Annotated in this window: 8 protein-coding genes; 3 read left to right on the top strand and 5 right to left on the bottom strand. The window is 60.4% G+C overall.

Annotation, left to right across the window (positions count from 1 at the left end):
- From KCG87_RS22080 to KCG87_RS22070, 3 genes are all read right to left on the bottom strand, one after another.
- Positions 1–282, bottom strand: a 282-nt coding sequence (locus tag KCG87_RS22080) for a hypothetical protein (protein WP_210558811.1), incomplete at its 3' end; no start/stop codon positions are given.
- Positions 267–4,799 (bottom strand): SpvB/TcaC N-terminal domain-containing protein, encoded by a 4,533-nt coding sequence (locus KCG87_RS22075; RefSeq protein WP_210558812.1) that lies wholly within the window; start codon positions 4,797–4,799, stop codon positions 267–269. The genes KCG87_RS22080 and KCG87_RS22075, both read right to left, overlap by 16 nt.
- Positions 4,800–4,989: 190 nt before the next feature.
- Positions 4,990–6,513, bottom strand: a complete 1,524-nt coding sequence (locus KCG87_RS22070) for a fumarate hydratase (RefSeq protein WP_027612504.1) — start codon at positions 6,511–6,513, stop codon at positions 4,990–4,992.
- 522 nt (positions 6,514–7,035) lie between these two features.
- On the opposite strand from KCG87_RS22070, the gene KCG87_RS22065 reads away from it, so the two are divergent.
- The 3 genes from KCG87_RS22065 to KCG87_RS22055 all read left to right on the top strand — a co-directional run bounded on the left by KCG87_RS22065 (position 7,036) and on the right by KCG87_RS22055 (position 10,020).
- Entirely contained in the window at positions 7,036–8,142 is a 1,107-nt protein-coding gene (locus KCG87_RS22065) for a GGDEF domain-containing protein (protein WP_027612505.1), read from the top strand.
- Entirely contained in the window at positions 8,135–9,070 is a 936-nt protein-coding gene (locus KCG87_RS22060) for an iron-sulfur-binding ferredoxin reductase (protein ID WP_210558813.1), read from the top strand. Before KCG87_RS22065 ends, KCG87_RS22060 begins: the two co-directional genes overlap by 8 nt.
- Positions 9,071–9,270: 200 nt before the next feature.
- On the top strand, positions 9,271–10,020 hold the full coding sequence (locus tag KCG87_RS22055) for an enoyl-CoA hydratase-related protein (protein WP_210558814.1): 750 nt from the start codon (positions 9,271–9,273) through the stop codon (positions 10,018–10,020).
- Positions 10,021–10,274: 254 nt separating this feature from the next.
- Here KCG87_RS22055 and KCG87_RS22050 read toward each other — a convergent pair whose 3' ends face one another.
- A complete protein-coding gene (locus tag KCG87_RS22050) occupies positions 10,275–11,555 on the bottom strand; it encodes a hypothetical protein (protein WP_210558815.1) in 1,281 nt (426 codons plus the stop codon).
- Between the two features lie 227 nt (positions 11,556–11,782).
- Positions 11,783–13,234, bottom strand: a complete 1,452-nt coding sequence (gene pyk, locus KCG87_RS22045) for a pyruvate kinase (protein ID WP_003227610.1) — start codon at positions 13,232–13,234, stop codon at positions 11,783–11,785.
- Positions 13,235–13,353: the final 119 nt, after the last annotated feature.

Raw genomic sequence — 13,353 nt, 5'->3', positions numbered from 1 at the left:
GGGCAGGTTCAGGCGCCAGCCGGCATCGACGCTGCTGACCTTGAGTGGCTGGCCGTTGAGATCATGAATGCTGGTAACGCTCGGAGCGCTCAGGCGTGGATCGAACTGCGCCACCAGACGCCCGGCAATGTCGTGCTGTTGGCGAGTCACCAAGGCTTCGGCAGGGTCTTCGGCCAGCACGCGCAGATAGGCAATCTGACGCAGTGGCAAGCTGCGACTGTCGATCACGACGAGCGACGGTGTACGCCGATGCAGGTTGGCGCTCATCAGTGCAGCGTCCATGGTGATGTCGATTCCGGCACAGCGGATTCATCGGTGTCGTTGAAGTCTTCGCTGGCCTGATACCACGGATGATAGGTCTCGCGGGAAAAATAGCCCTTGGCGTTGATCAGCTTGACCAGACGCCCGAGCGGGTCATAGAACAGTTGATCGAAGTAGCCGTACCGCCGCAGGGATTGATCATTGACGTAGCCATGGGTGTCGGCAAAAAACGGCCGGAACTGCCGTACCGCCAGCCCCTTGTTGTTGTACTCGACCCGCGCGCTGACCCGCCAGCGCGGATCGGCGTGTTCCTCGCGCAGCTGCCCGCGATCGACGATCAGCGACCCATCGGCAGCGACCGCACAGGCGATTCCTGGCTCGACCCGTTGCAGGGTTTGCAACGCGCGGCCAAAGCCGTCCACGTAGCTGATGATGATCTGCACCAATGCCGCAATCGGATCATTCGGGTAACGGTCGGCACTCAGCGCCACGCTGTGCACCGGTTTGCGTGCAACCGTGCTGATGAGTTCGCGCAGGGCCTGTTCGGCGGGAGTCGGCGACGTCAATTGCGCCAGCCGCCGTCGCGCGCTGGCGCGAATGTGCAGGCTCGGCAACACATCACCGCTGGCCAGCCATTGCTCAAGCAGCTGCGGCGTTGCGTTGACCGCCGCAGGCAGCTGTCCCATCCAGCTGAACAAATCCTTGCGCAAGGTGCTGGCGGCTTTTTGCACGGCCGCTTGCGGGTCGGCAATGGCCGCGTCCGGGCGTGGATCTGCCGGGCGAAGGTATTCGCTGAGTGGGCGGAAGCCGGCGGCAATGCCATTTTCGGTACCGTGGAAACTGGTCGCCAACGGTTGGCCCGAGGGTTCGTAAAGCGCTTCCTGTATGTTTTCGTTGGCATCGATGATGCACCACGGCGCAAGGGCGCAGTAGTCGTATTCGCAGCGGGTGATGCAGCCATCCGGCAGTTCGACGCTGATGATCAGCAGGTGGTACTCGTCGTACTGCGCCTTGGTCCAGCCGTGGCTCAGGGTTTCGCGGTATTCAAGTACCCGGAAGAAACCCTTGGCATCGGCGTACTTCGCGTAGTTGTAATGCGCGGACCACAGGCTTTCTGCGTCCGCGTTTACTGCCGTGTCTTCGAATAGCAGCGCCATCAGTGTGTAACCGATGTTCGCCAGCTCCTGCAGGATATCGAACGGCGGCGGCAGAATGTCGTAGGCAGCGAGGGCCGTCTTGTCGAAGCTTGCCATTTCCAGCGGCCCTTTCAGTGCTTCGAATTGCGCCGAACCGTCGGGCAGCAGACTGCCGTCCTCTTTGTTGATATAGCGCTGCACGGTTTGCCCGGTCAGTACCCGGAGAGCGTTCCACTCGGGCGAGCGAACATGCTCCTTGAGTAAATCCCATGTCATCTGTTGCGGATTGAGGCCCGACGGCAGATCACCTTTGGGCAGCATCAGGGCATTGCTGCGCTGTTGTGAGGGCAGGCCCAGCCGCCATTGTTGGCAGTCCTTCAGATCAATTGCACGCGCGCGGGTTTCGTTGAGATAAAAAAACCGCTGCGCCATGTCATGCGCGTCCCGCCACCACTGTTGTTCGTCGGGGTCGCTGAACGGCGGAGGATCGCCGGGCAGGCGCCGTCGCGCGTAACTGATGGTCAGGCTGTGAGTGGCGTGGCCGTATTCGCTGCTGGCGAGCAAGACTTCATGGCGGCATAACGGGTCGTCAATGAAACCATCGTACTGATAGCTGATTTTTTCCAGGGTCTGTACCAGCAGCACGCTCGCCGGCTCTCGCAAGTTGGCGGGCCGGACATCACGCACCAGGTAACGAAATTCTTCTACAGCGTAGAGCCGTGCATTGGCTGGCTCGTCAGTGGCGGTCCAGGTTTCGATGCGGGCGACGGCGCCGACCAGCGCGCGAGCGATTTTATAGCGTACGTCTTCGTCGTCTGGCGTGACCGGTTCATCGCATTCATCACTGTCGTGATAGCGGCTGAATACGGTTGGTCGCAAGTCAACGGCACCACTGTCACCGTCGAAGTAGCCATGTCTTGGCCGATCCATCGCCTGCCCGGTCAGGTACCAGGTACAGACGCGCACCGGTGCTGTAAAGCCGAGCTCGTCATCGCCCGTGGCACTTTCGCTGTCGGTCTGTTCCCGGTAACCGAAACCCGGAAACTCACGCTCGATGCTGTCGTAGACGCCTTCGCGATAGAAGCATGATTGCGTCAGGCAATTGCCGGTTATTTCATCCAGCTGGCGTTGCCGGGCGACGACTTGAAGCGCGAACGGTAGATGGCACACCGGCGTTTCGTCGGGATGATCGGTAAGCCATTGCTGTTTTTCATCCAGCCATTCCTGTGCAGAGCTGCGATAGACCACCTGCGTGGCGCAGCCCATATTGTTGTTGGTAGCGGTCAGCAAGTAAGGCTTGGCCGCGACAAAGTCGTAGCGCCAGTGCTCGGGGTTCATGTGCGGTACCGTCAGGATCAGGCTGGCACAACCCAGGCCTTGCAGGTCGGCGAAACTGACCTGGCACAGGCGGTCGTAGCTCACGCCTTCCGGCCACGGCACGAAGACAGGCGTCTGTTCCAGGCCATTGCCCCCACGATTGAGGTAGATCTCGAAGCCTGAAGGTTTCAGGCACAGCAAGGCCGGCGCGCCGGAGCCGTCGATATCGGCGATCCGGATGTGCTCTGCGTTGAATTGGTCATACCGGAAGGGCAGGGCACTGATGACCCGGCCTTCGCCGAATTTGCCATGCCCCAGATTGGGCCAGCATTTGATTTCGTTGTACCGGATCCGGCACAGCTCGCTCATGTCACTGCCGAGCATGTTGCCCAGAAATACGAGTTCTGTGGGGGCGTTGCCGAACAGCGGCAAACTGTCCTCATCGTCTTTGCGAGGCACGTCTTCGGCGCCGGAAAAACCCTGTTCCCGTTGGTTGGCATACAAGCGCACCGCGCGCGGACCGATCATTGCCAGCGAGTTGAGGCCGTTGCCTCCCAGGTCGCCGAGCTGCGAAAGGGTGTGAAAAAACTCCAGCGGCATGCCGGTAAACGCGATGAACGGCGCCCAGCTGCGGTCAGCATTCAACGTGCGATACCCGCTGCTGCCCGGTAAGGCCGCGATCCAGTCCAGCCGCCCGTTACCGGTCAGGTCGAGCAAGAACTGCTGGGCGGCGTCGTGCCTGGCCACCGGGATCTGCTCAAGCTCGGTCCAGGAAGCGTAGGTGATGGCGTCTGACCCCGACGTTGCGCGCAGCGGTTCGCGGTAATACCAGCACTGATCGTAGCGGCAGAGAAATCCCGGTACACCTTCGCCGTACAGATCGACGCACTGGTAAAACTGTCCATCCTCAAGGCCCGGCATGGTGTCTTCGGCGAACATCCGTGACGGGGTTTTATTGATCTCGAAGGGTGAGTAATCAAACTCCACCGGCGGCGTCGTCTCCAGCGCACCGCTGGCATCGAAGGCCTGATAGTGGGCGGCGGTGATCCGGTTGTAAGTCCACGGATCAGCGGGCGACGGGTATTCCAGCAGCAGCCGCCGCACCAGCAGCGGATCCTCACCGGCAGGCCGCGAGAAGTTATGGAACATCAGGATTTGCCGGCACAGCCGCCGCGTGCCCAGTTCGAAACCCTGACCGAAGGTGGAAAACGGATCCCGGCGTTTATCCCAGACTGCCAGGCTGTCGCCACCGTACACCGGGGCCTCTGTCAGTGAACGGGTGCGCTCGCCGTAATCGAACAGCAGATGGAAATGCCAATCCAGTTCGGCCGGATCCTCCACGGTCCAGCTATACAAATGCTGGCTGGCTGTGACGTTGCCATAGAAAATCGCGCGCAAGTAGCGCTGGGCGCGGTAGTCGTGAGTCGGGTCGGGGTCCTGATCATCGGCCAGATAGTCGAAGCAGATGTGCTCGCCCTGCGGGTTCATGCTTTCGCACAGCAGCCAGCTGCCGACGCGCAGTGGATCGTCCGGATCGGCGCGGCGCGAGGCGCTGGTCTTGCCGTATACCTGCAAGGAGCCGTCTGCGCCGTGGATCAGCCAGAAGGGCGGCCCCTCAGGTTTACCGTCTGCAGTGACGGGCTGCCAGCGTTCGCGCAGGGTAAAATCTCTCTCTACCCGGGGCCAGAAGCGCACCACGTGATGAGCGCCGACGGAAATTGCGTTGTAGCTGTCTTCGGGACGCGACTTCGGTGTGCCATCACTGTTCAGTTCGGGATGCCACACTTCACCGTCATCACCGATGATTTCATCGAGATCGCTATACCGCGGCACGCCTTTTTGGGTACGACGGCTGATCTGTCCAATACCCAGGTTCCAGCCGACGCCAAACGGCCCGTTGCCGGCCTGACTGCTGTAGGTCAGCGACAGTTGCGGATCCCAGCCACGTCCGGCGGACAGGGGCAGTGGCAGTTCAAATGAAGCCGCGCCAGTGGCGCCAACCGCCCCCCAGCTTTTGCCGATCGTGGTGATCGAGGCGCTGCTGGCGATGGACGGGGTGATGATGCTCAGCTCTTGATCAGCCATGGTCGGATCCATTTCACACGCGAAGCACGTGCGTGGACAGACGCTACCAACAAGTGGAGATCTCGTAACCTGTCAGATCTGACAGGTGCCAAAGAGCCATTAATGTGCAGGGTGCCCCGCACGGACAGGCGGGCACAAAAAAGGCCGGCCCGTCATATGACGGGCCGGCCTTTTTACAGCTGCGAAACGCTTACTGCACTTCTACCGCCAGGCTTTCGGCGATCTTCTGTTGCCAGATCGCCGGGCCGGTGATGTGTACCGACTCACCGTTGCTGTCCACCGCGACGGTGACCGGCATGTCCTTGACCTCGAACTCGTAGATCGCCTCCATGCCCAGCTCGGCGAAGGCCAGCACCTTGGACTTCTTGATGGCCTGGGCCACCAGGTAAGCGGCGCCGCCCACGGCCATCAGGTACACGGCCTTGTTGTCCTTGATCGCTTCGATCGCGGTCGGGCCACGTTCGGACTTGCCGATCATGCCCAGCAGGCCGGTCTGCTCAAGGATCTGACGGGTGAACTTGTCCATCCGCGTCGCGGTGGTCGGGCCAGCCGGGCCAACCACTTCGTCACCGACCGGATCGACCGGGCCGACGTAGTAGATAAAGCGACCTTTCAGATCCACCGGCAGGGTTTCACCCTTGTTCAGCATCTCGACCATGCGCTTGTGCGCCGCGTCGCGGCCGGTGAGCATCTTGCCGTTGAGCAGGACGGTTTCGCCCGGCTTCCAGCTCTGCACTTCTTCCGGGGTCAGGGTGTCGAGGTTGACGCGACGGGCCGACGGGCCGGCTTCCCAGACGATTTCCGGGTAGGCGTCCAGCGATGGCGCTTCCAGCGAGGCCGGGCCGGAACCGTCGAGCACGAAGTGCGCGTGACGGGTGGCGGCGCAGTTCGGGATCATGCACACCGGCAGGGAGGCGGCGTGGGTCGGGTAGTCCATGATCTTCACGTCGAGCACGGTGGTCAGGCCACCGAGGCCCTGGGCGCCGATGCCCAGTTGGTTGACCTTCTCGAACAGCTCCAGACGGATCTCTTCGATGCGGTTCTGTGGGCCACGGGCTTTCAGTTCGTGGATGTCGATGGATTCCATCAACACTTCCTTGGCCATGACCGCGGCTTTCTCGGCGGTGCCGCCGATGCCGATGCCCAGCATGCCCGGTGGGCACCAGCCAGCGCCCATGGTCGGAACGGTCTTGAGCACCCAGTCAACGATCGAGTCGGACGGGTTGAGCATGGCCATTTTCGACTTGTTCTCGGAACCGCCGCCCTTGGCGGCCACGTCCACTTCCACGGTGTTGCCCGGGACGATGGAGTAGTGGATGACTGCCGGGGTGTTGTCCTTGGTGTTTTTGCGAGCGCCCGCCGGGTCGGCGAGGATCGAGGCACGCAGGACGTTTTCCGGCAGGTTGTAGGCGCGGCGCACGCCTTCGTTGATCATGTCGTCCAGGCTCATGGTCGCGCCATCCCAACGTACGTCCATGCCCACACGCACGAACACGGTGACGATGCCGGTGTCCTGGCAGATCGGCCGGTGGCCGGTGGCGCACATGCGCGAGTTGATCAGGATCTGCGCGATCGAGTCACGGGCCGCTGGCGATTCTTCGCGCAGGTAGGCTTCGTGCATCGCCTGGATGAAATCCACGGGGTGGTAATAGGAAATGAACTGCAGGGCGTCGGCAACGCTCTGAATCAGGTCGTCTTGCTTGATCACGGTCATGAGTCGCGCTCCTCTAAAAGACGGGAACATTCAATAAGGTGCCTGCGGCTTGGGTGCATCGGTCGGTCGCAAGCACCTTTCAAGGCACGCCGGGGCTGCTGGCGCGACGCTAAAAAGGCGCGGCAGTATACCGCGCCTCTTCGGGGCATACACGCGTCGGCAGTCATTCGTTGGTCGCATGGTTGGGCGAATATCGAACATCGGGTTTGCACTTCAATACCCACCCCCTCACCCCAGCCCTCTCCCCCGAGGGGGCGAGGGGGGGGAGGGAGCCGATTTGTGGCGAATTCAAAACCTGAGTTCGGCATGATGTATCAGGTCGGCGTATCTCAAATAAACAATGCGGTCAGTTCCCTCTCCCTCGGGGAGAGGGCTAGGGTGAGGGGCTTTTGAGGCCACACTTTTGACGTCAATTTTCGAGCCCGAAAATCGGTGGTCATTTATCGACCGCCCCTCTAAAGTGGCATCCGGTCTGTAGAGTAGGACACTCGGTCAGCCTCCTATCGCACGGTGAGTCAACGATTGACCCATAACGCCATTCAACGTCTTTTGCTCAAGCGCTTTGCCCTCGCCGCAGCCACCTATGGATTGGCTTTGCTGCTGCTGTGGCTGGCGTTTTTCACCGGGCATTACCCGCAATCATTGAACAGCGTGGCCATCGGCAGCGCGCTGGTGGTGATCTGCCAGGCCACGTTGTTTACGCTGTTCTGGTCCGGGCGCAACCAGCGCTTTGCCGACCCCAGCCTGACCGAAGCGCAAGTGCTGCTCGGGCTCGGCTGGCAGACCTGGCTGATCGCCCATCTGGATGAAGCACGCGGCGCGTTTCTGGTGTTCTACGTGCTGATCCTGCTGTTCGGCCTGTTTCATTTAACCCGGCGCGCGTTCATTCGTTGCGCGCTGCTGGTGTTCTTCAGTTTCTGTGCGATCACCCTCTGGGACGGCTACCACTTCCGTCTGCCGGATCCGGCGCTGGCGGCGTTGCAGGTGTGCATTCTGGCGATGGTGCTGGCGTGGCTGGTGATTTATGCACGCTTCGTCCAGGTTTCACGGCAACGCATGCGCCAGCGCCGGTTTGCCTTGCAGGCGCATCAGGACACCCTGCGCGGGATGATGCGCCAGCTCGAAGATCTGGTGGCCACCGATGAGCTGACCGGGCTGTTCAATCGCCGGCATTTTCTGCGCCTGGCCTCACGGGAACTGGCGGAGATGGAGCCAGGCGTGGTGCATGGTCTGGCGCTGATCGACCTCGATCACTTCAAACGCATCAACGACCTGCACGGCCATGCCGCGGGCGATCAGGTGTTGCAGGCGTTCGCCGGCGTGGCAGGTGCCTGCCTGCGTGACGGCGACGTGCTGGCGCGTTACGGTGGCGAAGAGTTCGTGGTGTTGCTGCCCGACTGCGATGCCGAACGCCTGACGGCCTGTTGTGAACGTCTGCGCATCGCGTTCACCGACGTCGAACTGGTGGGCCTGAATGTGCGCAGCCTGAGCCTGTCGGCAGGCATGACCTTGCTGGAACTGGGCGATGATCTTGACGATGCCTTGCAGCGTGCCGATCAGGCGCTGTACCGGGCCAAGCGCGACGGGCGCAATCGTTGTGCAGCGGCATGGGAGAATGTGGATGCCTGAACTTCGCGTCGGTGATCGGCAATGGCCGGTGGCGGCGGGCAGCAATTTGCTCGACGCGCTGAATCAGCACGGCGTCGCGGTGCCTTACAGCTGCCGCGCCGGCAGTTGCCATGCCTGTCTGGTGCAGTGCGTGAGCGGCTTGCCCGCCGACAGTCGCCCGGATGCCTTGAGCGCCGAACAGCGCCAGCAAGGCTGGCGGCTGGCTTGTCAGTGTCAGGTCACGGAAGATTTGCAGGTACACACCTTCGACCCCGTCACCGACGGGCGCCCGGCGGTGGTCGAGGCGCTGGACTGGCTCAGCGATAACGTCCTGCGTTTGCGCCTGACCCCGCAGCGACCACTGCGCTACAGCGCCGGGCAGCATCTGGTGCTGTGGATCAACCATATCGCCCGGCCGTATTCGCTGGCGAGCCTGCCGCAGGAAGACCGTTTTCTCGAATTTCACCTCGACTGTCGCCAGCCCGGCGAATTCAGCGATGCGGCGCGGCGCCTGCAGATCGGCGACCCGATCCGCCTCGGCGGACTGCGTGGCGGCGCGCTGCATTACGACCCGGACTGGCACTCGCGCCCGCTGTGGCTGCTGGCGGCCGGCACCGGGCTGGGCCCATTGTTCGGCGTGCTGCGCGAAGCCTTGCGCCAGGATCATCAGGGCGCCATCCGCGTCATTCACCTGGCCCATGACGCGCGCGAGCACTATCTGGCCAAACCCCTGGCGGCGCTTGCTGCGCAGCGCGAAAACCTCAGCATCGAGCTGTGGACGGCGGCCGAGTCAGCCGCCGCTTTGGCGCAACTGCGCCTTGTTTCCCGGCAAACCCTGGCCTTAGTCTGCGGCTCGACTGCCAGCGTCGATGCGTTTGCCAAGCGTCTGTACCTGGCCGGACTGCCGCGCAATCAACTGCTGGCCGATGTGTTTCTGTCCCGCAGTTAAGCGCTGAATCTCGTGTGAAGGTGAACTCCTGTGGTGAGGGGATTTATCCCCGATGGGCTGCGTAGCGGCCCCAGGATTTTGTGAGTGCTGCGCACTCAATCGGGGATGAATCCCCTCGCCACAGTAGTTCTGGCTCACCACAGCAATCCAGCCTCACCACAAAAGAACTCTGTCAGCCTTTTTAATGTTGAGTAACGCTGATGACCGAAGCCATCCTGCTGGAACGCGAACGCGGTTTGCTCACCCTGCGCCTCAACCGTCCGGACAAGAAAAACGCCCTGACCCGTGCGATGTACAGTCGCCTTGCCGAGGCCCTGAAGCAGGCCGACAACGATCCTGAAATCAACGCCGTGCTGATCACCGGCGGTGCCGAGTGCTTCACCGCCGGCAACGACATCGCCGACTTCATCCAGCAACCGCCGAGCGACCTCGACAGCCCGGTGTTCCACTTCATGCTCAACCTGCTCGAATGCCGCAAACCGGTGATCGCCGCCGTAGCCGGCGCGGCGGTGGGCATCGGCACCACGTTGTTGCTGCATTGCGATCTGGTTTACGTCGCCCGCGATGCTCGCTTGCGCATGCCGTTCGTCAATCTCGGTTTGTGTCCGGAGTTCGGCTCCAGCCTGATCCTGCCGCGTTTGCTTGGACACGCGAAAGCAGCGGAGCTGTTGCTGCTCGGCGAAGGATTCAGCGGTGAGCAGGCGGCGCAGTGGGGCATTGCCACCGAGGCGCTGGGCAGCGGCGAAGCAGCACTGAGCAAGGCGCGGGAGATGGCGTTGCGTTTCGATGAGCTACCGGCCGAAGCGGTGCGTATCAGCAAGCAATTGATGCGAGCGCCGGATCGCGAATTGATCCGTAAGGTGATCGAGGAGGAGGGCGCACTGTTCACCCAGCGGTTGCGCTCGCCGGAGGCATTGGCGGCGTTGACCGGGTTTATCAAGCGGCACTGAGATTTTCGCTGGCCGGGCTACCCTCATCGCTGGCAAGCCAGCTCCCACAGTTTTTGTGGTGGATGCAAAATCTGTGATCGCCGCGAGCCTTGTGGGAGCTGGCTTGCCAGCGATGAGGGCAGAATAGACGCTGCATCTTTTAGCTCAGAATGCACAAAGCCCCGGCACTCACATGCCGGGGCTTTGATGAGGCAAGACATTAACTCCCGTGCAATAGGACGTTTGCCTAAACTGCTATCAGCGAGGAATGCACTTCAGTTGGGTAAATACCGCAAGATCACCGGATTTCCAGGTTCCTCGTTTTCCGGGACGAGCGGGATGGCGCTCACGAGGATTTTTTCATCATCGGGTTGCAGGGCAACTCTCGCCATATACCTTCCTTTTCCAAAGGATGGCAGCGTCTGTTTGACATAACCCTGTCCATTGCCAAAGCTGGTATCTGGTGTCCCGTTGCTGTTAAAGCGGGCTACGACAAGCTGGTGAGTCATGGGTTTGAAAGTGCCTGCCGACCCCACAACGACCGATCGGCCGTTCTCTTGAAAGGCGCTGGCCTCCCACTGTGTTTCCTTGTCCAGGGACGTCAGCAACGGTTGACCCTGATTGAATTGAATGTTCGGTTGGCCATTTGGTTCGCAACTGATCAACAACGCTTGAATATCTGGAAATGCGCCCGCTGTACCAACCCCGAGAATCCGTCCGTTGTTCTGTCGCACAAGTTGATTGAAATCTGATGCACGCACATCGAACACCACGAAGCCATTTTTCATCCGGCCAAACGATTCATCGGGCTCGCCATTCTTATGAAAGCAGGCAAGCATGGCATGGTGACTTGATGCGGCGAGCGTCAAGCCTCCAACCACATATTTCTCTTGCTTGTCGTCAACCAGCAAGCTCCGCAATAGACTCGTTGGGTTATGGGGGTTTTTGATATAGATATAACCTTTAGCGGAGAATGTTTTGTCCGGTTTTCCCTCGGGCGTCAGGCGTATGATCCATCCGTTGCGATGAAACGTGAGGATCTTGCCATCACTCAAGATCACCATATCCGTCTGACCAGCGGCAGAGTTTTCCAGAAGTTGACTTTGTTCCGTGGAAGGCGAGTCGCGGTCCTTCAATAATTCCAGACAAAACAGGCCATCTTCCCCAAACGTTTTATCCAGTGATCCATCTTCTTCCAGTCGGTAAAAATAGGAAAAGTTGGAAGTGCTCGAAGCATGATCGGCGTGAACAATAACCCTGCCATCAGTTTGCAAAGCAAATGAGGAAAGAGCACCAAGCCCGGGAAGAAGGTATTGGACTAAACCGTTCTCGCCATACTTCGGATCAGGATTGCCCTTTAGATCCAGGCGGCCCATGGTGATGTAGACGGAATCGCCTCTGGCGGAACGCCCGCCGAAATAAATCCAGGAATCAGTTACCATCAGTTTTTGGATATGGATAGTTCCGTAGTCCGGATTTCCGTTGACTATCGTCACAATTCCTTTGTCGCCGAAATCGGTATCGAGCATCCCGCCGTAAGTTTTTTGACTAATCATTTTTTCGACCTCGTGCAATTGCGGAAAAACAGGTCGTCAGTTCATTGCACGATAGAAAAGCGTAAAAACTCTGAAGATTAATGATCGGACGAGTTTCGATTAAAAGCTTCCAGCGTCAGTGGCACAACTGTCAGGTCTGACAGTTGTAGATTCGCCCGACAGGTGTTAACGGTAATAAAAAAGCCCCGGCATTCGCATGCCGGGGCTTTTGGTTTTCAGCGAATCACTCAGACCTGCGGGTCGCCAACGTGCAGGATCTTCATGCCGTTGGTGCCACCGGTGGTGTGGTAGCTGTCGCCCTTGGTCAGGATGACCCAGTCGCCTTTTTCCACAACGCCGCGCTTGACCAGCTCGTCGATCGCTTTCTGGCTGACTTCGTTCGGGGCCAGCGAAGCCGGGTCGAACGGAACGGTGTACACGCCACGGAACATCGCCGCGCGGGCCTGGGCTTCGCGGTGCGGGGTGAACGCGTAGATCGGCACCGAGGAACGGATACGCGACATGATCAGCGGGGTGTAGCCGCTTTCAGTCAGTGCGATGATCGCTTTCACGCCCGGGAAGTGGTTGGCGGTGTACATGGTTGCCAGGGCGATGCTTTCGTCGCAGCGCTCGAATTCCTTGCCGATACGGTGGCTGGACGTCTTGCTGGTCGGGTGCTTTTCAGCGCCGACGCAGATGCGCGCCATCGCCTGCACGGCTTCCAGCGGGTACAGACCGGCAGCGGATTCGGCCGAGAGCATCACGGCGTCGGTGTAGTCGAGCACGGCGTTGGCCACGTCGGACACTTCGGCGCGGGTCGGCATCGGGTTCTGGATCATCGACTCCATCATCTGGGTCGCAACGATCACCGCCTTGTTGTGGCGGCGTGCGTGCAGAATGATCTTCTTCTGAATGCCCACCAGCTCGGCGTCGCCGATTTCCACACCTAGGTCGCCACGGGCAACCATCACTGCGTCAGACGCCTTGATCAGGCCGTCGAGGGTTTCGTCGTCGGCCACGGCTTCGGCGCGTTCGATTTTCGCCACCAGCCAGGCAGTGCCGCCGGCTTCGTCGCGCAGTTGACGGGCGTAGTTCATGTCAGCCGCGTCACGCGGGAAGGACACCGCGAGGTAGTCGACTTCCATTTCGGCGGCGAGCTTGATGTCGGCCTTGTCTTTTTCAGTCAGGGCTGGTGCGGTCAGGCCGCCACCGCGACGGTTGATGCCTTTGTGGTCGGACAGCGGGCCGCCGATGGTCACGACGCAGTGCAGCTCGGTAGCGGTGGCGGTTTCGACGCGCATCACTACGCGGCCGTCGTCGAGCAGCAGCTCGTCGCCCACGCCGCAGTCTTTCACCAGATCCGGGTAGTCGATGCCGACCACTTGCTGGTTGCCTTCGGTCAGCGGATGGCTGGTGGAGAAGGTGAACTTGTCACCGATCTTCAGCTCGATGCGCTTGTTGGCAAATTTGGCGATACGGATTTTCGGGCCTTGCAGGTCACCCAGCAGGGCGACGAAACGGCCGTGCTTGGCCGCCAGGTCACGCACCAGCTTCGCGCGAGCCTTGTGCTCGTCGGGGGTGCCGTGGGAGAAGTTCAGACGGGCAACGTCCAGACCAGCCAGAATCAGCTGTTCGAGAACTTCCGGCGAGTTACTGGCCGGGCCAAGGGTAGCGACGATTTTGGTACGACGGACGGACATGCAAAGACTCCTGAGTTCAAGCGCTAGCAGAGGCTACTATGCTCTTGGGGTGTAGTCATTGTTCGTTTGCACTACTTATTGTTTTCTTTATTGAACGTGGTTTTTTTCAACGACTGTGA

The sequence above is a fragment of the Pseudomonas sp. MWU347 genome, from assembly GCF_017947305.1.
Taxonomy (GTDB): domain Bacteria; phylum Pseudomonadota; class Gammaproteobacteria; order Pseudomonadales; family Pseudomonadaceae; genus Aquipseudomonas; species Aquipseudomonas putida_A.
The sequence above is the reverse complement of the archived record's forward strand: the minus strand, read 5'-3'. Positions and strand labels throughout refer to the sequence as shown.